Annotated in this window: 16 protein-coding genes; 8 read left to right on the top strand and 8 right to left on the bottom strand. The window is 71.1% G+C overall.

The features are described from left to right. Positions 1-51 precede the first annotated feature (51 nt). Positions 52-174, bottom strand: coding sequence for a hypothetical protein (locus CUC05_RS25965; RefSeq protein ID WP_276308925.1), 123 nt, complete (start codon positions 172-174; stop codon positions 52-54). 426 nt (positions 175-600) lie between these two features. On the opposite strand from CUC05_RS25965, the gene CUC05_RS19695 reads away from it, so the two are divergent. From CUC05_RS19695 to CUC05_RS19685, 3 genes are all read left to right on the top strand, one after another. After that, positions 601-3,021 (top strand): putative bifunctional diguanylate cyclase/phosphodiesterase, encoded by a 2,421-nt coding sequence (locus tag CUC05_RS19695; protein WP_170128067.1) that lies wholly within the window; start codon positions 601-603, stop codon positions 3,019-3,021. A 71-nt stretch (positions 3,022-3,092) separates the two neighbouring features. Beyond that, on the top strand, positions 3,093-4,460 hold the full coding sequence (locus CUC05_RS19690) for a protein kinase domain-containing protein (RefSeq protein WP_108667843.1): 1,368 nt from the start codon (positions 3,093-3,095) through the stop codon (positions 4,458-4,460). Positions 4,461-4,493: 33 nt separating this feature from the next. After that, positions 4,494-5,363 carry a bifunctional 5,10-methylenetetrahydrofolate dehydrogenase/5,10-methenyltetrahydrofolate cyclohydrolase gene (locus CUC05_RS19685; protein WP_108667842.1) on the top strand — a complete coding sequence of 290 codons (870 nt, stop codon included), beginning with the start codon at positions 4,494-4,496 and terminating at the stop codon, positions 5,361-5,363. Here the strand turns inward: CUC05_RS19685 and CUC05_RS19680 are convergent. Further along, on the bottom strand, positions 5,348-6,418 hold the full coding sequence (locus CUC05_RS19680) for an adenylate/guanylate cyclase domain-containing protein (RefSeq protein ID WP_108667841.1): 1,071 nt from the start codon (positions 6,416-6,418) through the stop codon (positions 5,348-5,350). The two genes, CUC05_RS19685 and CUC05_RS19680, sit on opposite strands and share 16 nt — an antisense overlap. Before the next feature lie 75 nt (positions 6,419-6,493). Here CUC05_RS19680 and CUC05_RS19675 point away from each other — a divergent pair, with 75 nt between their 5' ends. Further along, a complete protein-coding gene (locus tag CUC05_RS19675; RefSeq protein ID WP_157965793.1) occupies positions 6,494-6,775 on the top strand; it encodes a hypothetical protein in 282 nt (93 codons plus the stop codon). A gap of 101 nt (positions 6,776-6,876) precedes the next feature. Continuing rightward, positions 6,877-8,832 (top strand): acetate--CoA ligase, encoded by a 1,956-nt coding sequence (acs, locus tag CUC05_RS19670; RefSeq protein ID WP_108667839.1) that lies wholly within the window; start codon positions 6,877-6,879, stop codon positions 8,830-8,832. On the opposite strand, the gene CUC05_RS19665 is transcribed toward acs, so the two are convergent. The 5 genes from CUC05_RS19665 to CUC05_RS19645 form a co-directional block, all read right to left on the bottom strand. Then, positions 8,798-11,302: a putative bifunctional diguanylate cyclase/phosphodiesterase gene (locus CUC05_RS19665; RefSeq protein ID WP_108667838.1), complete on the bottom strand. Its 2,505-nt coding sequence runs from the start codon at positions 11,300-11,302 to the stop codon at positions 8,798-8,800. The two genes, acs and CUC05_RS19665, sit on opposite strands and share 35 nt — an antisense overlap. Positions 11,303-11,402: 100 nt before the next feature. After that, positions 11,403-12,884, bottom strand: coding sequence for a S8 family serine peptidase (locus CUC05_RS25440; RefSeq protein ID WP_205712444.1), 1,482 nt, complete (start codon positions 12,882-12,884; stop codon positions 11,403-11,405). A gap of 135 nt (positions 12,885-13,019) precedes the next feature. Then, positions 13,020-15,578 carry a putative bifunctional diguanylate cyclase/phosphodiesterase gene (locus tag CUC05_RS19655; protein ID WP_108667836.1) on the bottom strand — a complete coding sequence of 853 codons (2,559 nt, stop codon included), beginning with the start codon at positions 15,576-15,578 and terminating at the stop codon, positions 13,020-13,022. Next, complete coding sequence (locus CUC05_RS19650; RefSeq protein WP_157965792.1) at positions 15,464-16,948, bottom strand: S8 family serine peptidase; 1,485 nt, start codon at positions 16,946-16,948, stop codon at positions 15,464-15,466. Before CUC05_RS19650 ends, CUC05_RS19655 begins: the two co-directional genes overlap by 115 nt. Positions 16,949-17,060: 112 nt before the next feature. After that, entirely contained in the window at positions 17,061-17,828 is a 768-nt protein-coding gene (locus tag CUC05_RS19645; RefSeq protein ID WP_108667876.1) for an ABC transporter permease, read from the bottom strand. A gap of 93 nt (positions 17,829-17,921) precedes the next feature. On the opposite strand from CUC05_RS19645, the gene trpS reads away from it, so the two are divergent. The 3 genes from trpS to orn are packed head-to-tail and all read left to right on the top strand — an operon-like array spanning position 17,922 to position 21,287. Beyond that, a complete protein-coding gene (gene trpS, locus CUC05_RS19640; protein ID WP_205712443.1) occupies positions 17,922-18,905 on the top strand; it encodes a tryptophan--tRNA ligase in 984 nt (327 codons plus the stop codon). After that, positions 18,905-20,677 carry an ABC-F family ATP-binding cassette domain-containing protein gene (locus tag CUC05_RS19635; RefSeq protein ID WP_108667834.1) on the top strand — a complete coding sequence of 591 codons (1,773 nt, stop codon included), beginning with the start codon at positions 18,905-18,907 and terminating at the stop codon, positions 20,675-20,677. Before trpS ends, CUC05_RS19635 begins: the two co-directional genes overlap by 1 nt. A gap of 46 nt (positions 20,678-20,723) precedes the next feature. Next, complete coding sequence (gene orn / locus CUC05_RS19630; RefSeq protein WP_240606290.1) at positions 20,724-21,287, top strand: oligoribonuclease; 564 nt, start codon at positions 20,724-20,726, stop codon at positions 21,285-21,287. Between the two features lie 23 nt (positions 21,288-21,310). On the opposite strand, the gene CUC05_RS19625 is transcribed toward orn, so the two are convergent. Beyond that, positions 21,311-21,880, bottom strand: coding sequence for a YceI family protein (locus tag CUC05_RS19625; RefSeq protein WP_108667833.1), 570 nt, complete (start codon positions 21,878-21,880; stop codon positions 21,311-21,313). Positions 21,881-21,923 lie beyond the last annotated feature (43 nt).

Genomic DNA, 21,923 nt, shown 5'->3' with positions numbered 1-21,923 from the left:
AGCCGGGTCGGGCGCGACCGGGTACCCCGGTCACGTCCGCTGCGGCGAGGACTACTTCGCGAGCAGCGTGGTCACCAGGCTGAACACTCGGCCGAAGGCCGGGCGGCGGATCTCGTACTTGACCGGCCGGGTGGGTCGGCCGCCAGCAACGCGTTCGTCAATCATCACGGACACGGGTCTGCCTTCTTTCTCGGGTATCGCGAAGTTTTTTCTAAAGGCGGTGAACCGTCGTGCCGATGGACCGACACGACAGGAAAGTTGCTAGGCCCAGGTGGCCCCAGCCCAAGTGGCTCCAGCCCAAGTGGCTCCAGCCCAAGTGGCTCCAGCCCAGGTTGCGCCAGCCCAGGTTGCACCATCGGTCTTGCGAGTCATTGCAGTTCCTTCCAGAGAACAGACAAAACGAATTCAAGTAACAGGACGAGCACACTCGGCACGATTGCAGCGTGTCGGGTGCGCCTGCCTGTAGGTTAAGTTCTCCGCGCTCGCACGTAAACCTCTTGCACGGAGAAAACTCCGCGGAGTAATCACGACATGCAGCGCTTCCCCTCGCCCGCTGACCGCCTCACGGCGGCTCTGGGCTTGCTCGCATGCGTGGGCTGGTTGGTTCTGCCCCCCCAAGCGGGACAAGGGACCAACGCGATCCCGCTGGCGGCACTGCTGTTCGTCGGCTTCCTGGTGGCCGAGTGGTGGCCGTTGGGCCTGGAGGTGCGCGGCCAGTCCTTCCACAGCACGCTGTCGGGACTCGTCGTTGTGCTGGGCGTACTCTTCGTGGGGCCGTTGTCCACGTTGATTGCCCGCGTTCTTGCCGGAATCCTGACGGTGCGTTACCGGTGGGCGGGGTCGAGCGAGAAGGTCCGGTTCAACATCGTGGCCCATGCCGTCGAGGTGTGGGTGTTGGCGTCCGTGTACGGGTGGGTCTCGAACGGCGCTGAGCTGCTGGATGGTCAGACGATCGTCGGGATAATCCTCGGGATGGGTGCCGCGGAGGTCGTTTCCACCGCAGCAGTGCTGCTCGTCATTCGGCTGTCCGTGGGACGATTGAGGGCCGACCAGTTGCGTCCCGCCATGGTGGCGGTGGTGGCAACGCTCGCCATCTCCACGGCCGCAGCGACCGTGGCCTCGCGGCTGGTGGACGCCGAGACGGTGACGGCCGTGGCGTTCGCGGGCGTGCTCGGCCTGCTGATCGTCACGAACCGCTCGCGACACGCGCTGTCGCAGAAACACCGGTCGGTTGCCTCCCTCTACTCCTTCATGGAGGGCATCCAGGGACAGACCAGCGTCCAGCACCTGCTGGCCAACGTGCTCGAGGAAGCGGCGGAGGTCACCGGCGCCAAGCAGACCGGCATCGTGCTGATCACCGGGGACGTGGCCGTGCGGCTGGACTCCCTCGGATCGGGCCTGCTGTCGTCGGAGGAGCTGCCGATGAGCGAGGCCAAGCGCCTCGTCGCCGGCGCCGTCGATGGCCTGACCATCGACCCGGGAGGTCGCAACCCCCACCACGGCATCATCGGACCGCTCAGCGAGCAGCTGCTGCTGGCCAGCTTCGCCCACGAGTCCGTCGAGGGGGCGCTGGTCCTCCAGGGCCGCCGGGGCACGATGCCCAAGTTCGACACCGACGACGTCGCGCTGGCCTGCGCGCTTGCGCGCCACGCGGGCGTCGCCGTGGCCACCTCACGCCTGGTCGACCAGCTTCGCTCCCGATCCGTGGAGCTGGAACGGTCCGCGCTCCGGGACCCGGCCACGCAGCTCTTCAACTTCGATGGACTCGTCGACGCCGTGTCCCGCCTGGACGCCGGCACCGTCATGGTCGCCGAGCTGCTGGACCTCGAGATGATCGACGCCGCGTTCGGACACACGGTGTCGGTCGAGGTCGCCCAGTCCACCGCCGACCGCCTTCGGCGCTTCGGCGAGGAGCACGGCTTCACCGTCGGTCGGATCAGCCCCGACCGCTTCGCCGCGGTCATGCCGGGCATGGAGCACCGGCTCGACGCCCGGGAGGCGATCAACAGCCTCCGCCAGTCCCTGCGTGGACCCATCACCAGGACCCACCTGCAGCTCGAGGCACGGTTCTCCTTCGCCGCGGCTTCGGCACCGCGTCACGGCACCGACGTCGGTGAGCTGCTGCGACGGGCCACCAACGCCCTGGTCGAGCACGGTGCCGACGGGTCGGCGGAGATCGCATGGTTCACCAGCGACCTCGACAGCGCGGCCACGGAGCGACTGGAGCTCGCCAGCGACCTCCGTCGGGCCATCGACGACGACGGCCTGTCGATCGCCTACCAGCCGAAGGTCAACCTCGCGACCGGGCGGATCGAGGGTGTCGAGGCGCTCGCCCGCTGGGCGCATCCCACCCGTGGCTACGTCTCCCCAGCCCAGTTCATCGACGTCGCCGAGCGGACCGGCCTGATCCGGCCCCTGACCCTCTGGGTGGTCGACAGCGCCATCCGGCAGGCCGCCGAGTGGGACCAGGCCGGCTGCGACATCTCCGTGGCCGTCAACCTCTCCACGGTGGTGATGCAGGAGGAGTCGCTGGCCCGCCACATCATCGACCGGTGCCGTGAGTACGAGGTCCCCGGCCACCGGCTGACCCTGGAGATCACGGAGTCGCAGATGATGGGCGACCTAGAGCGCAGCAGCGGCATCCTGGCCCTCTTCGATGCCGCGGGGATGCGGGTGTCCATCGACGACTTCGGGACCGGCTACTCCTCCCTCGCCCAGCTCAAGGGCCTGCCCGTCGACGAGGTCAAGATCGACCGGGGCTTCGTGACCCACCTGGCCAGGGACGCCGACGACCGCGCGATCACCGAGGCGATCCTCCGCATGGCCAAGAGCCTTCGCCTGCACGTCGTGGCGGAGGGGATCGAGGACCAGACGGCGCTGGACCTGCTGACCGCAATGGGCTGCGACAGCGGCCAGGGCTTCCACCTGCACCGCCCCATGAGCGCCGAGGCGGTCGGCGTCCTGCTTCGTCGCCAGGACCCGAGCATCCCCACCGTCCTCCCGCTGCGGCACGCCCGGTAGCCCTCGCGGAGGACGTCGGAGGCCCGTCCCTCCCGGCCGGCCCGGAGGGCGACGGTTACGGTGGCGGTGGAATGGACGTCGCGTCGATGCGTGGTGGAGCAGTGGTCGCCGGCCGCCGGCTCGTCGCCCCGCTCGGCCGCGGGGGTGAGGGCGAGGTCTGGGAGGCCGAACGGCCGGACGGCACCCCGTGCGCGCTCAAGGTGATCCGCCCCGAGGTGCTGGCGGGATCCGAGGACGTGCGTCGCCGTGGCCGCTGGCTGGTCCGCATCGACCATCCAGCGCTGGTCCGCGTGACGCGGGGCGGCCGGTTCACCGCCGGTGACCTCGCCGGCTGGGGGTTCGTGGAGATGGACCTCGTGACCGGTGACTCCCTGGCGACGGTCGGCCCCCGCCCAGACGCCCTGGAGGCGCTGGCGGGGGTTGCGGAGGCGCTGGACCTGCTGCATGCCGGCGCGTGGTCCGACGGGGTCCCCCTGGTCCACCGCGACGTCAAGCCGGGCAACCTGATCGCCACCCACGACGGGCTCGTCCTGGTCGACCCCTCGACCATGCGTGGGCTCGACACGACCGACCTGACCAGGGTGGGCACGCCCGCCTACCTGGCGCCCGAGGTGCTCACCGGGCGGTTCGGGCCGCTGGCCGACGTCCACTCCCTTGCGGCAACCGGGATCGCCCTCCTGACGGGGCTGCGGGCCCACGCGCTGACCGAGCTGCTGGCTGCGGTCCGCGAGGACCCCGCGGGCCACGACCTCCCCGGCGGGTTGCTGGCCGGCGTGGCGGCGGATCCGGCGCGACGACCGGGAACCTGCGCCGCGGTGGTCGACCCGCGCTCCCGCATCCAGCTCGGCGCGGAAGCCGACGGCGTTCGCGACGACCCCCGCCAGTCGACCCTCCTCCTCCCGTTGGCGAACGTCGGTGACCCGACAGACCTCGCGGTCGAGGACGACGACCACCGGCTGGGCTGGCCCCTGGCGGCGCTGGCGACCGTGCTGGTCGGGCCCGCGGCGGCGTGGGCGCTGGGTGGCGACGGCGCGGCGTCGGCGACCCTTGGTGTCGCCGCCCTGGCGGCCGTGCTCCACCTGGTCGTGCACGCGGTGACCGGGCGGGCCGCGCTCGGGCTGTTCGCCCCGCCGTGGGCCTGGGGGGACCTGCTCGCCGGCCTCGACGACGCCGGCGACGATCGCGGTCGCTGGCTGGCCGACACCGTCGCGGGGCTGCTGGTGCTCGGGGGCGGCGTCGTGGCGGTCGCCATCGCGGGCACCCTGCCGCGCTGGGTGCCGCTCGTCGTGGCGCTCGTGGCCCTGCCGTTGATCATGGTCGCGGCCGCACACGCCCGAACCACGGGACGGTTCGGCTGGGCGCTCGCATGGGCCCTCTGGCTGCCCGTGCGGCTCGTCGGCGCCGTGCCGCGGGTGATGGTCAGCGGCGGTCGACGCTGATCCTCGGGACCAGGCGTGCCATCATGCGGCGACATGAGCGCCCAGATAATCGACGGCAAGGCCGTCGCCGCAGCCCAACGCGACCGCATCGCCACCGAGGTGGCGGACCTGACCGCTGCGGGGGTGCAGCCTGGCCTTGCCGCCGTCCTCGTGGGTGACGATCCGGCCAGCCACGTCTACGTCGGGATGAAGGAGAAGGACTGCGCCGCCGTGGGCATGCGCTCGCTGGGTGCCCGACTTCCCGCCGACGTCGGCCAGGAGGCGCTGCACGCCGAGATCGACCGGCTCAACGAGGACCCCGCGGTCCACGGGATCATCGTGCAGATGCCCCTGCCCGACCACCTCGACGAGGTCGCCGCGCAGGACCGCATCGCGCCGGAGAAGGACGTCGACGGCCTGCACCCGCACAGCCAGGGACAGCTCATGCGGGGGGTGCCCACGTACGTCCCGGCGACACCGCTGGGCTGCCAGGTCCTGCTCGAGCACTACGACATCCCGCTGTCGGGAGCCAACGTCGTGATCGTGGGCCGGTCGACCCTGGTCGGCCGTCCGCTGGCCATGCTGCTCAGCCGCAAGGGCGTCGACGCGACGGTCACGTGCTGCCACTCCCGCACCAAGGACCTGGCCGCCCACACCCGCGCGGCCGACATCGTCATCATGGCCGTCGGGGTTGCCCGCATGCTGACCGCCGACATGGTTCGCGAGGGCGCCGTCGTCATCGACGTCGGCATCACCCGGGGCGAGGACGGCAAGCTCGTCGGGGACGTCGACTACGAGGCGGTGGCCGAGGTCGCCGGCTGGATCACGCCCGTCCCGGGCGGCGTCGGCCCGATGACCCGCGCCATGCTGCTGGAGAACACCCTGCGCGCCGCGCGGACGCAGTCCGGTCAGTCCTCGTCCTGAGCGCGCCGCAGGGCGTAGGGCCGCCGGCGTCCGATCCCGTGGAGCGAGACGGGCGCCAGCCGGCGTAGGTGGAAGTGGTCCGACAGCTCGTCCTTCAGCTGGTCGGAGACCAGCACGCTGTTGCGCCGGGCGAGGTCGGTCAGGCGTGCCGCCTCGTTGACCGGCGGGCCGAAGTAGTCACCACCCCGCAGCAGCGCCGCGCCGTGGGCCATGCCTGCGCTGGTCGGTATGGACTCCCCCTCGTCACCGTCCTGCCGGGCCGTCACCAGCTCGAAGAGGGCGGTCGCGATCTCAACGGGGTCGAGGGCCACGAACATGCCGGCGTCGCCCATGAACTTCACCAGCGACACCGCGGGGTGGGCCTCCACGGCGGCTTGGCAGTCGGACTCGAAGCGGGTCAGGACCTCGTCGAGGCCACCGGGATCCACCCGGGCCGACAGCGAGGTGTAGCCGACCACGTCCACGAAGCCCACGGCGACGTCCACGGTTTCCCCCTCCGACCGCAGGGACTCCACGACGATGTCGGAGGTCATCAGCTCGAGGATCACCCGTCGGTAGCTCGCCCCGATGAGCTCCGTCGACAGGTCCAGCAGCGGCTTGGCGACCTCCGACAGGGCGACGCCGGCATCGACGGGGTCGGGGTGTTCCCGACGGGCTGCATCGATGAAGACCGTCCGCGCGGTGTCGAGGGTCCGCAGGGCGAGCGCCCGGAGGATGGGGATGTCGGCGCGGACCTGCTCCATCACCTGCTCCTCCGGCAGGAACTGCAGCAGGCGGGCGATCAGCGCGAGGTGGTGGATGCCGGACTCGGAGTACCTGGTGTCGTCCCCGAGACCGGCGACCCGGTCGATCGTGGCGGCGACGTGCACGGGCAGGCCCGCGCGCGCCGCTGCCTCCTCCCGGGTGAAGGTCCGTGGCCCGCCGGTCAGGTGGTCGACCAGCGCCATCGTGACCCGGTCGGCGTCCACGGCATCGGTCGCCGACTGCACCGACATCCCGAGGCGGTACAGCCGTCGGATCTGTCGGGCGCGGTCAGGATCCGCATGGGAGGTCACTGCCGTCCCAGTGTGCCCTGCGGTCGGCCACGAGCGGTACAGTCCCGACGCACCGACGAGTCCAGGGGTTCGATCATGGCCAGAGAGCGCAGGAACGCACCGGCACGACCGACCGGCCGGGTGCGCAGCGGCGGTCCGGGACGGGTCGACGGGGTCCGTCGACGTGCCATCGCGGCCACCGCCGAGATCGACCTCGACGAGGAGGACCTGCGGGCCCTCGCCGACGAGGGGATCGATCCCGACGAGGTGCAGGCCCTCGCCCGCACCCCACGCGAGGACATCGACGTCTCCATGTTCGACCGGCCCTCGGCCCACGACGACCTCGAGGGCCTGATGGCCGAGGATGGTGGGGACTGACCGCTCGGTGGCCCCGATGGCTCGACAGGGACACCCTGTTGGCGCTAGACCTGCCGGTACGCCGTTTCCACTGCGCCGAGCCGACAGAAGGGCATTGAGCGATGAGCGAGTCCAGCCTCGAGAACCTGTACCACGAAGGCCGTGCCTTCCCGCCACCGGAGGCGTTCGTCGCGCAGGCCAACGTCTCCGACGCCGGGGTGTACGAGCAGGCCGCGAAGGATCCGGAGGGATGGTGGGCCTCGCAGGCCGAGCAGCTGCGGTGGTCCACGCCGTGGGAGCGGGTGCTGGAGTGGGACCCGCCGCACGCCAAGTGGTTCGTGGGCGGCACGCTCAACATCGCCGACAACTGCCTGGACCGGCACATCGAGGCAGGTCGGGGTGACCGGGTCGCCTACCACTGGGAGGGCGAACCGGTCGACGAACGTCGCACGATCACCTACGCGGAGCTGCACGAGGACGTGTGCCGGTTCGCCAACGTGCTGAAGGCGAAGGGGGTCGGCAAGGGCGACCGGGTGGCGATCTACCTGCCGATGATCCCCGAGCTTCCCGTGGCGATGCTCGCGTGCGCCCGGATCGGTGCGATCCACTCGGTCGTCTTCGCCGGGTTCTCCTCCCAGGCGCTGGCCGACCGGATCGACGACGCCGATGCCCGGCTGGTCATCACCGCCGACGGGGCCAACCGGCGGGGCAACACCATCGGGCTGAAGGAGGCGGTGGACGCCGGCATCGAGCGGGCCGAGTCCGACCGGGTGGAGACGGTCATCGTGGTCAACCGGACCGGCACCGACGTGGACATGGTCGATGGCCGTGACGTGTGGTGGCACGACGAGATGGAGGGCATGTCGGCGGACTGCCCGGCCGAACCGATGGACGCCGAGGACGTCCTGTACATCCTCTACACCTCCGGCACGACCGGGAAGCCGAAGGGGATCGTGCACACCACCGGCGGCTACCTGACCCAGACCACCGCCACCCATCGGCTGACGTTCGACCTCAAGCCCGACACCGACGTCTACTGGTGCGCCGCCGACATCGGCTGGGTCACCGGGCACAGCTACATCGTGTACGCACCGCTGGCCAACGGGGCGACGTCGGTGATGTACGAGGGCACGCCCGACTTCCCCGACAAGGACCGGTTCTGGGAGATCGTCGACCGCTACGACGTGTCGATCCTCTACACGGCACCGACCGCCATCCGGGCGTTCATGAAGTGGGGCACGGAGTATCCAGAGCGCCACGACCTGAGCTCCCTGCGGGTGCTTGGCACCGTGGGCGAGCCGATCAACCCCGAGGCATGGATGTGGTACCACCGCCACATCGGCGGCGAGCAGGCGCCGATCGTGGACACCTGGTGGCAGACCGAAACGGGTGGCCACATGATCACGCCGCTGCCCGGCATCACCCACGCCAGGCCCGGATCGGCCATGACCGCCTTCCCCGGCATCGACGCCCGGGTCGTCGACATCGACGGCACGGAGGTCGGCAACGGCGAGGGCGGCTACCTCGTCATCGCCAAGCCTTGGCCCTCGATGCTTCGGACCATCTGGGGTGACGACCAGCGCTACCGCGACACCTACTGGTCACGGTTCGGGCCCGACACCTACTTCGCCGGCGACGGCGCCAAGAAGGACGAGGACGGCAACATCTGGCTGCTCGGCCGCGTCGACGACGTGATGAACATCTCCGGCCACCGGCTGTCCACGACCGAGGTCGAGTCCGCGCTGGTCGACCATCCGTCCGTGGCAGAGGCCGCCGTCGTCGGCCGGGCCGACGACCTGACCGGCCAGGCCATCAGCGCGTTCGTCACGCTCCGCGGCACCCACGAACCCTCCGAGGACCTCGAGGCCGAGCTGAAGGCGCACGTGGCCGAGGTCATCGGCAAGATCGCGCGACCTGCGGAGATCTACTTCACCCCGGACCTGCCCAAGACCCGATCCGGCAAGATCATGCGACGCCTCCTCAAGCAGATCTCCGAGGGCACCGACCTCGGCGACGCCACCACCCTCGCCAACCCCGACATCGTCAACGCCCTGCAGCAGGCCGCCAGGAGCCGCTGACGTCCGGACCTCGCCGAGCGGGGTCCGTGACGACGTGGAGGGTGCGGGGGCCGTGGTGCCGCCGCACCCACTGGACGACCGAGTCGGGGTCCATCGGTCGGGCGATGCCGAACCCCTGTCCTCGGGTGCAGCCCATGTCGCGAAGGGTCGTCTGGATCTCGTCGGTCTCGATGCCCTCCGCGACGATGTCGAAGCCCATCTCGGTGCACAGGCGGATGATCCCGGCGACCAGCGGCAACGATCCGGTCCCGTCCAGCATGGGGAGGACGAAGGACTTGTCGATCTTGACCTCGTCCACGGGCAGCTGCGCCAGGTAGGCCAGGGAGGAGTACCCGGTCCCGAAGTCGTCGATCGCGGTGCGCACGCCCAGCCGCTGCAGGCGGGCCAGGACCTCCAGCGTGCGCTGGGGGTCCCCGATCACGCTGGACTCGGTCAGCTCGAGGGTCAGCCGGTCGGCACGCACGCCGTGGGCGTCCAGCGTGGTGGCGACGAGGCGGGGCAGGCCGGTGTCCAGCAGTGACGTCGCGCTGACGTTCACCGAGACGGGCAGGTCCTCGCCCTCGTCGAGCCACCGGCGGTGCCACGACAGGGCGGAGTCGAGCACACGATGGGTCAGGTCGGTGATCAGGCCGGACTGCTCGGCCACGCGGACGAACTCCTCGGGGTTGACCGGTCCGAGGGTCGGGTGGGTCCACCGGGACAGCGCCTCCATGCTGACCACGCGGGTGGTCTGGAGGTCGACGAGCGGCTGGAAGACCAGGTTGATGTCGCCGTTGCCCAGGGCGGACCTGAAGCCGGAGCTGATGGCGAGCTGACGCATCGCGCGGCCACCGGCTGCGGCACCGAACGTCGCGACCCCTCCGCCACGTGCCTTCGCCTCGTACATGGCGAGGTCGGCATGGGTCATCAGCTCGTCGGCGTCACGGCCGAGGTGCGGATAGGTGGAGATGCCGACGCTGCAGCCGACCTGCAGGGTGTAGGAGCCCAGCTGCACCGGCTCGCCGATCGCGTCGCGGATGCGGCCGGCCAGGTCTCGGGCGCTCACCTCACCGCCGTCGAGGACGACCGCGAACTCGTCGCCGCCGAGACGGCAGACCAGTCGGGCCTCGTCGACGAAGGACGTCATGCGCTGCCCGATGGCTTCCAGGGCGGTGTCCCCGGCGGCGTGGCCGAGGGCGTCGTTGATCTCCTTGAAGTTGTCGAGGTCGATGAGGAGGACGGCGAACGCGGTGTCCTCGGCAAGGGCGGTGTCGATGGCGACGAGCAGGGCTGCCCGGTTCGCCAGCCCCGTCAGCGGATCGTGGGTGGCCTCGAAGGTTGCTTGCTCGGCCTGCGCTCGCAGGGCTGCCCCGCGGTGGGCGTTGGCCAGCGCCACGGCGGCGTGGTTGGCGAGCATGCCGACGGTCTGGCGGTCCGCTTCGCCCGTGGCCGACGTGCGGCTGTAGCCGACAACCAGCCAGGAGTCGGTCGCGGCGTCCACCGGGGCGGCGATCGTGCCGCCGGGCGCATGGCGGGCGGCCGTTTCCTGCGTGCGGGTTGCGGCGAGGCGGGCCTCCTCCAGCTTCGTCCAGCTGTCGGCGTCGGCGCCGTACCAGGTGCGCCTGCCCGTCTCGGGGTCCGCCAGGCTGATGGCGGCGATCGGTGCGTCGAGGATGCGCCGGGTTGCGGTCGCCATGAGCATGGCGGTCTCGTCGGGTGTGGCCTCCCCGGTGATGCCCTGCGTGATGGCGATGAGGCTGGACTGCAGGTCCTGGGCCTCGACGAGCCTGACGTGCGAGCGGTAGGCCAGCAGCAGGACCCCGAGGACGACGGCCGGGGCCCACAGCAGCGTCGGCTCGGTCCGGAACAGCACGACCCCGATGGTGGTTGCCGCGGCGGTGGCCAACGACGGGCCGATGCCGTCGCGAAGTCCCGGGAGGGCCAGGCCACGGGCGAGGCGTCCCTGCATGGCGGAGATGGCGCCGACCTTCGCGACCGCCCCGGTCGTGGCCACCGACAGGGCGATCGCCAGGATGGCCAGCGATCCCCGCGGACCGCCGACGAGGGACGTGGGGTCGAGCAGGTCGACGACCACGAGGACCACGAGCGTCTCGATCCACAGGTACGCCACGTTGTACGCCGTCTTGTACGGCTCCTGCCGCCTGAGCACCTGGAGGCCGATGAAGCCGCCGAGGAGGCGCGCGCCGACCAGCAGCATCGGGGCCACGAAGAAGGCGCCGAGGACCAACGGGACCTCCGACAGCGTCAACCGGTGGGAGACCTGGCCGAGTCGTGCCCGTATCGACCACCGTTCCGTGACGGCGACCAGCGCCATCAGCATCGTCGCCCGTACCAGGTCGCTGGTGGCGACCTGGGGGGTCGGCAGCAGGAGCGTGCCCGCCGCGCTGACAAGGGCGACGAGGGCGGTGAGCAACCACACGCGACGAACCGCCCCGAGGGGCGGTCCGTTGGATGTGGTGACCTGCGGCATGGTGCGTTTCGATCCGAGAGAAGGGTTGACCCCCGTCCCCCTCTCGATCGGCGAAGCTCCGAGTGAGTTGAGCGAACCGTCGGTGAGGACGATCAGCGACTCAGTCCCATTGGGTGCCGTCCCAGCCCCAACCGTCCCAGCCCCAGCCGTCCCAACCCCAGCCGTCCCAGCCCCAGCCGTCCCAGCCCCAGCCGTCCCAGCCCCAGCCGTCCCAGCCCCAGCCGTCCCAGCCCCAGCCGTCCCACGTCGTGCCGGTCCACTCCACGGTGTCCCAGCCCCAGCCGTCCCAGCCCCAGCCGGTCCACTCGGTGCCGTTCCATGTCCCGCCGTCCCACGAGGCCATCGCGGTGGCCCCCGCAGCCCACGTCGCGCTGTCGAACGGCATCCCGAAGATGTCCTGCTCGCCCACCAGTGGGGTGTCGCCCGTCAGGTGGTAGGACCCGCGGGCAGCCTCCAGGGAGCCGACGCCCGTGCTCACCTGATGGGCCTGGTCGCCCGTGGCATCCGACGTACGGATCTGGGTGAGGTTCATCATCTGCCAGGTCTCCTCGTACCCCTCCTGGCGCAGGGGCTTGCTGCCGGCGATGATCCGCGCCTTGATGTCGTCGGGGGTCAACGTCGGGTCGTCCTCCAGCAGGAGCGCCACGCCGGCGCCGACGACGGCGGCCGCCTGCGAGGTGCCGTTGCCGCGAAACAGGTCACCCGGTCGCTGGGCCTGCGGGAACGCGGTGTCCAGGTATCCGCCGGGGACGCGGGCCGAGACCATTCCGACGCCCGGCGCCAGCACGTCGGGACGGCGGGTGGCGGTCCCGGGGGAGGAGAAGGTGGCGATCGTGTCGTCGGAGACACGTCGCGTGCCCTGGGTGTCCACCGCACCGACGGCGATGACCCACGGGTTGGTCGCGGGGTTCACCAAGGAGTCACGGAGCTGTCCGTCGTTGCCGGCTGCCGTGACGACCGTGATGCCGTTGTGCCACGCGGTCTCCACGGCGTGGGACAACGGGTCGATCGCGGGGTCCTGCGTCGAGTCCGTGCCGTAGGCCAGCACGAGGACGCGGATGTTGTGCTCCTCCCTGTGCTGCACCACCCAGTCGATGCCGGCGATGACCTGCGACACGTCGACCGCGCCGTTGTATGCGCCGACCTTCACCGAGACGAGCGTGGCGCCGGGGGCGAGGCCGGGTGCGTCCTCGCGGTCGGACGTGATGATGCCCGCCAGGTGGGTGCCGTGGCCGTACACGTCGTAGTGCTGGGCCTGCTCGGCCTGGGAGTCCAGCGAGATGTCGGGGCCGTGCACCACGTCGGCAAGGCCGACGACCGGCGCCACGCCGGTGTCGATCAGCGCGACGCCGATCCCCGCACCGGTCAGGCCCCGTTCGTGCATCCGGTCCGCCCTGACGGCTTCGGCGACGTGACCGAGGGTCGCGGTCGTGCCCTCCGCTTCCCACGCCACGGTCTCCTCCGCGCTGGGCAGCGCGGGCAGGTCCTCGGCGTGGGCCGAGGTGGGGAGGGTCCCGAGCACGCTGGTGACGAGCAGGACGAGGAGCAGGCGGGCGAGGCGGATGTTACTGAAGGTGAGCATCGCCATGGGTGTCGGGGGCCCGCCGGCGGCCCTTGAGCGCGTGCGCCGTGGCGGGAGGCGAAACCATCCCGATGGATGGTGTCGCCTGGTCATTTCGGCTCGTGCGGCACCTACGCATCTGCACGCGGGCCGGGCTCAGACGGTGAGGTCGATGGTCTGCCGGGCGCGCCAGCTGGCCTGCCACTCCAGGAGGTCTGCGCCGTCCATCGGGCGGGCGATGTGGAAGCCCTGCCCGCGTGAGCAGCCCAGGTTGGTCAGCTTGCCCTGGACCTCGGCGTTCTCGATGCCCTCGCCCACGAGCTCGAAGCCCATCTCGCGGCACAGGTTGATGATCCCCGACAGCAGCGGCGGGGTGTCGACCTCGTCGGCCAGCGGGATCACGAAGGACTTGTCGATCTTGATTTCGTCGACGGGCAGCTCGCGCAGGTAGGACAGCGAGGAGTACCCGGTGCCGAAGTCGTCGACGGCCAGCCGGACACCCAGCGCCCGCAGCCCGCGGAGGGTTGCGATCGTGATCGTCGGATCGCTGACGACGCTGGACTCGGTCAGCTCGAGGGTCAGCCGGTCCGCGGGGACACGGTGGCGGGAAAGGGCGTTGGCCACCATCGCCGCCAGCTGGTCGTCGACGAGCGACCGGGCGCTGATGTTGACCGCGACCTGCAGGTCGACCCCCGCAGCGGCCCACAACCGCTGCCACTGCAACGAGGCGTGCAGGACGTGGCGGGTCAGCTCCGTCACCATGCCGTTCTGCTCTGCGGCAGCGATGAACTCGTCGGGACGGATGACCCCGAGCGCCGGGTGCGTCCAGCGGGTCAACGCCTCGACGGCAGCGACCCGGCCGGAGTCGAGGTCGATGATCGGCTGGAAGACCACGCCGATCTCCCCTCGGTCCAGCGCCATGCGGAAGCCGCTGCTGATCTCGAGGTCGCGCAGCGCACGGCCGCCGGCCTCCGTTCCGTAGACCTGGGTGCCGCAGCCCCGCCGCTTGGCCCCGTACATGGCGAGGTCGGCGTGCTTGAGCAACGTCGAGGGGTCCGACCCGTGCTCCGGCGCGAGGGCCACCCCGATGCTGGCGCTGGTGGCCACGTCGTAGCCGTCGACGGTCATGGTCCGGCCGATCAGCAGGTGCAGCCGTTCGGCGACGAGCGTGCACCGGCTGACATCACCCTCCACGACGGCAGCGAACTCGTCGCCGCCGATCCGCGCGAACATCCGCACGTCGTCGAGGATGGGCGTGACCCGCCGGGTCAGCTCGACCAGGACCTGGTCGCCGGCGTGGTGCCCGAGGGCGTCGTTGACCTTCCTGAAGTCGTTGAGGTCCAGCAGCAGCAGACCGAACGCCCGACCGACGAGCTCCGCCTCGACGATCGCGGTCAGCAACGACTGGCGGTTGGGGAGGCCCGTGAGCACGTCGTGGGTGGCGCGATGCCGTGCCTCGTCGGCTTGGTCCCGCAGCGAGTCCGCCGACCGGATGTTCTGCACGACCACGCCGGCGTGCGCGGCGAGCATGCCGACGGTCCGTCGGTCGTGGGGACGGATGCTGTCGCGCTCCAGGGACACGGCGAGCCAGCCGGTGTCGAGGGGGACGAAGAGCGTCTCCTCGTCCGCCGGCGGCCCGGTCGTCGCGCCGGGACCCGAGGTGTCGTGGTGGTCCTGCAGGAGCTGGTCGAGCTCGACCGCGGTGTCGGGGTCCACGCCCACCCAGGCGCTGGCTTCGCCGGTCGAGGTCGGCAACCGGACCGCCACACGGCGAGGCGACAGCAGGCTGTGCGCCTCGCGCACGATGGCCTCGATCGTGGCGTCGAGGTCACCCGCTGCGGCGACCGCCTTGGTGAAGTCCAGCAGGCGGGCGTGCGCGTCGTTCGCGTCCACGAGCTCCAGCCAGGACCGGTAGGCGACCGTGAGCAAGACCGACAGGACGGCCGGCACCAGCACCAGCACGGGGGACACGGCCCACAGGGCCACGGCGGTGGCGCCCACCAGCGCCGACGTGATCGACGGGACGAGGCCGGTCCAGACCGCCCGCCTGGCCGGCCCGAGCACGAGGTGGCCCGCGATGCTGGACACCGCGACCGTCATGAACACCACGCCGATGGTGTTGACGACGACGCCCACGATGCCGGCCACGACCAGCAGCTCGACGTGGACGGCGAGGCCGAGCCCGGCGACCGCACCGAACAGGCCGGCCGCGACCAGCGTCTCGGTCCAGGTCTGCGTGACGTTGAGGGCGGTCTTGTAGCCCTGCTGTCGTCGCAGGACCTGGTTGGCCAGGACCATGCCGACGACGCGGGCACCGACGAGGAGGGGAACCGGCAGCAGGAACAGGCCGATCAGCAGCGGGGCCTCGCTGAGCGTCAGGGAGTGGCTCTGCGTCCCGGTGCGGACGGTGATGGAGACCCACCGTTCGCAGATGGCGACGACGGCGGTGACCACGGCCGCCTGCCACAGCTGGGTCGAGGACGCGGTGAACGGTCCCCACGACGCGGTGACGGCCAGCAGGGGGGCGGCGAGGAGGGCGGAGCCCAGCCAGATCCGGCGGGCGGCGCCGGGGGTGGTGGAGCCGGCAGCTGCCGTCACGGTCATTCCCAGCCCTGGGCGTGCCACGACCAGCCGTGCCACGACCACCCGTGCCACGACCAGCCGTGCCACGACCACCCGTGCCAGCTCCAGCCGTTCCAGGTGGACGCGTCCCACGGGACCGCGGCCAGGCGGCCGTCCACCCAGTCGTTGCCGACCCAGCGGGTGCCGTTCCAGACCCCGTCCTGCCAGCTCGTGCCGGCGGTGGCGGACTGCGCCCATGCTGCGCTGTCGAACGGCTGGCCGAACACGTCGACCTCGCCTGCCAGCAGGTCGTCGGCCTCCCCGAGGTGGGTGCTGCCGCGGGCAGCCTCCAGGGACCCGGTACCGGTCGAGGCGGGGTGGTCCTGGTCGGTCAGCACCGCGGGGGTGGCCAGGGCGCTGGGGAGGTCGATCACGCCCTGACCGGTCAGGAGGTTGTCGAGCCGGGTGGCGCTCCTGGACAGCACGGCCTTGACGTCGTCGGGGGACAGGTCGGGCCGGGCCTGCAGCAGCAGCGCCGCCGCCCCACCGACGATCGCCGCGGCCTGGGAGCTGCCGTTGCCGCGGAAGAGCTGGCCGTCACGTCGTGCAGCGGGGTAGGTCTGGTCGAGGTAGCCGCCGGCCGCGCGAAGGGATTCGATGCCCACACCGGGTGCGAAGACATCCGGGCGGCGCTCGGGGGTGCCGGGCGCGGAGAACGCCGGGATGCGGTCGTCCAGCGTCGTGCTCGTGGCCCGGGTGTCGACGGCGCCGACGGCGATGACGTTGGGGTTGGTCGCCGGGTTGACCACCGGGTCGCGGGACTCGCCGTGGTTGCCGACCGCGACCACGACCGCGATGCCGTGGTCCCAGGCGACCTCGACGGCGTGGGACAGCGGGTCCAGCTGCGGGTCCTGCGTACCGTCGGTGCCGTAGGCCAGGACCAGGACCCGGATGTCGTGGTCGTCGCGGTGCTGCACGACCCAGTCGATGGCCGCGAGGGTCTGGGAGACGTCGACCGCACCGTTGCCGGCCCCGACCTTGAGCGAGACCAGCGTGGCGTCCGGGGCGATGCCGCGGGCGTCCGGACGGTCCGAGGCGATCAGGCCGGCCAGGTGGGTGCCGTGGCCGTAGTCGTCGACGCCGTAGTGCCCCTCGACCGGGGCGTCCAGCGACAGGTCGGGGCCTCGGAGGGTGTCCTCCAGGCCCGCCACGTCGGCGACGCCGGTGTCGATGATCGCGATGCCGACCCCGGCCCCCGTGATGCCGTCCGCGTGCAGGTCGTCCGCGCCGATCGCCTCGGCCACGTGGGCCATGGTCGCCGTCGGGCCGCTGCCACCCCAGGCCAGCTGCTCCGCGGACAGGTCCAGCCCCAGCTCGATGTCCAGGCCGTCGACGCCGACGGACAGGTCGATGCCCGGCAGCGTGATGCTGACGCCCAGGCCGATCGCGGCGGCGGGTCCGACGGAGGTCGCCAGCATGGCGACGGAGACGACGGAGACGACGAGGATGCGCAGACGGCTCATGGGATGCCGATCGGGTCGGGGAGGGGGCGCCTTGAGCGTACGTACGCACATCTGACCCCGACATCGCCAGATCGAGCCATTCCTCGTGGTCCGAAGTGACTACCCCTCGTGGTCAGGAAAGCACACGGGGTCGCCAGTCAGGGGTGAAGAGCCGACGCGAGAGCACGAGCGTGATCGTGGTGGCGCTGGCCGCGACGGCACCGAGGACGAGGTACATCACGACGACCTGGACGAGGACGGCGTCCAGCGGGTCCACCCCGGCCAGGATCAGGCCGACCATCGCGCCCGGCAGGAACACCAGCCCGACGGTGCGGGTGCGTTCGACCTGGGGCGACAGGGCGTCACGGAGGACGGTGCGGACCAGCGGCAGCACCGCCTGCGGGGGTGTCATCCCCAGCGCCAGCGACGCCTCGACCTGGCCGCGCTGGTCGCTGAAGCGGTCCACCAGGGTGCGGGCGGCGACGACCGCGGCGGTCATCGAGTTGCCGACCGCCATGCCGGCGAGGGGCACCACGGTGCGCCCCTCGACCGGGAACACCTGCAGGCCGAACAGCACCACGAGGGCCACCAGCGCGGTCACGCCGAAGGACACCAACGCCGCCGACAGCACGGCGGGCGCGGTCGGCACCCGCTGGCGCACGGTCCACGCGGCGTAGGCGATCATCGCGGCCACCCACAGCCACGACCACCACAGGGGCTGCTCGGGCCGGATGACGAGGAGCAGCGCGGCACCGACGACGAGCAGCTGCACGCAGGCCAGGACGGCGGACTCCAGCAGGGGCCGGACCAGGCCCAGCCGGAAGCGCCACGACGCCGCGGCCGCCACGGCCACGAGGACCAGCGAGGCCACGACACCCCAGGGGCCGACGTCTCCTTCCACCGCTGCGGCAGCCTACCCGCGGGCGACCCCTTACCATCGGCGGCCGCAGCACGAACGCTGCCAGCCCTTTCACCACCAGCAAGGAGCCAGACCGTGCCCCGCGTGTTCTCGGGAATCCAGCCCACCGGCGATGTCCATCTCGGCAACTGGATCGGGGCAATCAGCCGTTGGGCGGCCGACCAGGAGGACGGACACGTCTTCTGCATCGTCGACCTCCACGCCATCACCATCCCCAAGGACCCCGAGGTCCTGCGGACCAAGAGCCGCGACCTGGCCGCCTGGATCCTCGCGGCGGGCCTGGATCCCGAGGTGGCGACGCTCTTCGTGCAGTCCCACGTCCGCGAGCACAGCGAGCTGGCCTGGGTCCTGTCGTGCAGCACCCAGATGGGCGAGCTCAACCGGATGGTGCAGTTCAAGGAGAAGTCGGCCGGCAAGGAGTCGGTCAGCGCGGGGCTGTTCACCTACCCCGTCCTGCAGGCCGCCGACATCCTGCTGTACCAGGCCGACCAGGTGCCGGTGGGCGAGGACCAGCGCCAGCACATCGAGCTGACCCGCGACGTCGCGCAGCGCTTCAACGGGCGCTTCGGGGAGACCTTCACCCTGCCGAAGGCGACCATGCCGAAGGCGGGCGCGCGAGTGATGGACCTCCAGCAGCCCACGAACAAGATGTCGAAGTCCGCGGAGTCCGACGCCGGCACGATCATGCTGGACGAGACCGAGAAGGCGACCGCCAAGAAGATCATGCGTGCCGTCACCGACTCGGGGTCGGAGGTACGTGCGGGCGAGGACAAGCCCGGGGTGACCAACCTCCTCGACCTGCTGTCGGCGGTGACGGGGCGCGACATCCCCGACCTCGAGGCCGAGTTCGAGGGCAAGATGTACGGCGACTTCAAGAAGGCCGTTGCCGAGGGTGTCAACGAGTTCCTCCGGCCCGCCCGTGAACGCCACGCCGAGCTGTCCAGGGACCCCGCCGAGATCGACCGGCTGCTGGCCATCGGGGCCGACCGCGCCCGCGCGATCGCCGAGACCACCATGGCCACCGTCCGGGACCGGGTCGGCTTCCTGCCTCGCGCCTGATGGCAACCAACATCGTCAGCCTCGAGGCGGTCACCAAGGCCTACGCCGAGAAGCGCCCGCTGGACGGCATCAACGTCGGCATCGACGACGGGGACCGCTGCGGCGTCATCGGGATCAACGGGTCGGGCAAGTCCACGTTGCTGAAGATCATCGCCAAGGTGGAACCGGCCGACTCCGGGCGCGTGGTGCACCGCGGCGGGCTTCGGGTCCGCTACCTCGACCAGCAGCCCGTCCTGACGCCCGACCTCACCCCGGTCGAGGCCGCGGGCGGCACCAGGGAGGCCGAGGCCTACCTGGACCGCCTCGGACTCGGCGGCATCACCCAGCCCGTCGGCACGCTGAGCGGTGGACAGCGCCGCCGCGTCGCCCTGGCCGAGGTGCTGGCCGACGACCCCGACCTGCTCGTCCTCGACGAGCCCACCAACCACCTCGACCCCGACGTGATCGAGTGGCTCGAGGGGTTGCTGACCGCCCGGTCCGGCAGCCTGCTGTTCGTCACCCACGACCGCTACCTCCTGGGCCGGCTGGCCACCCGGATCATCGAGGTGGCCGAGGGGCAGGTCTTCACCCACCACGGGTCCTACGCGGACTACCTCGAGGCCCGTGCGGCCCGGCAGGAGCAGGAGCAGGCCGAGGCGCGGAAACGGTCCAACTTGGCCCGGGTCGAGCTCGAGTGGCTGCGACGTGGCCCCAAGGCCCGGACCTCCAAGGCCAAGCACCGCGTGGACAAGGCCACCGACCTCGTCGCCGCCGCCGCGGTCAAGGTCGAGGAGCGTGAGCTGTCCATCGACCTGCCGTCCCGGCGGCTCGGCTCGAAGGTCACCAACGCCCACAACGCCGGCAAGTCCTTCGAGGGCCGCACCGTCCTGCGCGACGTCGACCTGAAGGTCCCACCGGACGCCCGCTGGGGGTTCGTCGGGCCCAACGGCTCGGGCAAGTCCACGCTGCTGGCCATGCTGGCCGGCCGGCTGGAGCCCGACGAGGGTTCGGTGCGCATCGGGGACACGGTGCACATCGGCTGGTACGGCCAGGACCCCACGCCGATGCCGCCCCGCACCCGCGTGATCGACGCGGTCAAGGAGGTCGCCGAGGAGGCGTCCACGGTGGACGGCCTGGTCGTCAGCGCCGGTGACCTGCTGGAGCGATTCCTGTTCTCCAAGCCCGCCCAGCGAGCCTACGTCGAGGAGCTGTCGGGCGGGGAACGCCGTCGCCTGGAGCTCCTGCGAGTCCTGGCCGATGCGCCGAACCTGCTGATCCTGGACGAGCCGACCAACGACCTGGACCTCGACACCCTCACGGTGCTGGAGCAGTACCTCGACAGCTGGCCCGGCGCGATGTTGGTCGCCAGCCACGACCGGTACTTCCTGGATCGGGTGTGCGACGACCTCTACGCCATCAGACCCGACGGGACCCTGCGACACCAGCCCGGCGGATGGACGGCCTACCGCGAGGCACAGAAGGCCGAGGCCGCGGCGGTCAAGGCCCAGCGAGCGGCCCACGACGCCGCCCAGCGCGACGCCCGCTCGAGCGATGCGGAGACCGGCAGCCGGCCGGCCAAGCTGACCTACAACGACAAGCGCGAGTTCGGCCAGCTGGGCGTGGAGATCCCCCGGCTGGAGAGGCGCCGCGACGAGCTGCACCAGCTGCTCGCCGACGCCGCCGATGACTACGCGCGTGCCCAGACGCTGTCGGAGGAGCTGAACGCCGTCATGACCCGCCTCGACGAGGCCGAGATGCGGTGGCTGGAGCTCGCGGAGATGGCTGAGGGATGACTCCCCGGTGTTCGGTCACCGCATGGGCCGACAGGAAGGTGTGGACGTGAGTGAACCGTTGAGCTGGCCCCTCGTGTGGGTCGACCTGGAGATGACCGGCCTGGACCCCGACCGCGAGGTCATCGTCGAGATCGCTGCCATCGTGACCGACGGGCAGCTGCAGGAGGTCCACGAGGGCCCCGACCTCGTCATCCATACCGACGACGACACGTTGGCCCGCATGCATCCACGGGTGAAGGAGATGCACAAGCGGTCCGGCCTCACCGCCGAGATCCGGGCCAGCGAGCTGACGGTCGCGGAGGCCGAGCAGGAGGTCCTGCGCTTCGTCAAGCACTACGTGCCCGCCTCGGGCAGCGCCCCGCTGGCGGGCAACTCCGTGCACGCCGACCGCGCCTTCCTCAAGAAGTACATGCCCTCCCTCGAAGGGCACCTGCACTATCGCAACGTCGACGTGTCCACCCTCAAGGAGCTCGCTCGCCGCTGGCACCCCGACATCGTGGAAGCGGCCCCCGCCAAGGACGGGGGCCACCGGGCGCTGGCCGACATCAGGGAGTCGATCAACGAGCTCGCGTACTACCGCGCGAAGATGTTCGTCTCGGAAGCCGGCTGAGCGGCCGCTGCCGAGACAGCTGGTCAACCCTCCAGCGGGGCCTGGATCTCCAGCTCGACCTTGAGGTCCTTGGAGACCAGCACGCCGCCGGCCTCGAGCGGGGCGTTCCACGTCATGCCGAAGTCCTCGCGGTTCAGCGTCGTCTTCGCCGAGAACGCGGCGACGGTCTGGCCCCAGGGGTTCTGGAAGGTGCCCATGTAGTCGGTGTCGAGCTGCACCTCGCGGGTCACGCCACGGATGGTCAGGTCGCCGGTCACCGTCCACCCCTTGTCGACCTTCGTGCTGCGGAACGTCAGCTCGGGGAACTGCTCCACGTCGAGGAAGTCGGGGCTGCGCAGGTGCTCGTCGCGCTTGGGGTCCTTGGTCACGATCGAGGCGGCCTTGATGGTCACCTGGACCGCGGAGTCCTCGGGCGTCTCGCCGACGGTGATGGTGCCCTCGAAGTCGCTGAACTGGCCGCGGACCTTCGTGACCATCAGGTGGCGGGCGACGGCTTCGATGGAGCTGTGCGATCCGTCGATGGTGTAGGTGCCGGCGGCGGGGAAGGGCTGCCCGTCGACGGTGCGGTCGAGGCTGGAGGTGGTGGTGGACATGGCTGATCTCCTGTGGGGTTCGAGGGCTCGGGGGCCCGTCGCG

Origin of the sequence: Euzebya rosea, from assembly GCF_003073135.1 — a bacterium.
Lineage (GTDB): Bacteria > Actinomycetota > Nitriliruptoria > Euzebyales > Euzebyaceae > Euzebya > Euzebya rosea.
The sequence above is the reverse complement of the archived record's forward strand: the minus strand, read 5'-3'. Positions and strand labels throughout refer to the sequence as shown.

What these genes read in the sequence shown, in the direction of transcription:
- CUC05_RS19690 (WP_108667843.1), top strand. Translation starts at nt 3,093, where the DNA reads ATGGACGTCGCGTCGATGCGTGGTGGAGCAGTGGTCGCCGGCCGCCGG.
- CUC05_RS19685 (WP_108667842.1), top strand. Translation starts at nt 4,494, where the DNA reads ATGAGCGCCCAGATAATCGACGGCAAGGCCGTCGCCGCAGCCCAACGC.
- CUC05_RS19675 (WP_157965793.1), top strand. Translation starts at nt 6,494, where the DNA reads ATGGCCAGAGAGCGCAGGAACGCACCGGCACGACCGACCGGCCGGGTG.
- acs (WP_108667839.1), top strand. Translation starts at nt 6,877, where the DNA reads ATGAGCGAGTCCAGCCTCGAGAACCTGTACCACGAAGGCCGTGCCTTC.
- CUC05_RS19665 (WP_108667838.1), bottom strand. Translation starts at nt 11,302, where the DNA reads ATGCCGCAGGTCACCACATCCAACGGACCGCCCCTCGGGGCGGTTCGT.
- CUC05_RS25440 (WP_205712444.1), bottom strand. Translation starts at nt 12,884, where the DNA reads ATGCTCACCTTCAGTAACATCCGCCTCGCCCGCCTGCTCCTCGTCCTG.
- CUC05_RS19650 (WP_157965792.1), bottom strand. Translation starts at nt 16,948, where the DNA reads ATGAGCCGTCTGCGCATCCTCGTCGTCTCCGTCGTCTCCGTCGCCATG.
- CUC05_RS19635 (WP_108667834.1), top strand. Translation starts at nt 18,905, where the DNA reads ATGGCAACCAACATCGTCAGCCTCGAGGCGGTCACCAAGGCCTACGCC.
- CUC05_RS19625 (WP_108667833.1), bottom strand. Translation starts at nt 21,880, where the DNA reads ATGTCCACCACCACCTCCAGCCTCGACCGCACCGTCGACGGGCAGCCC.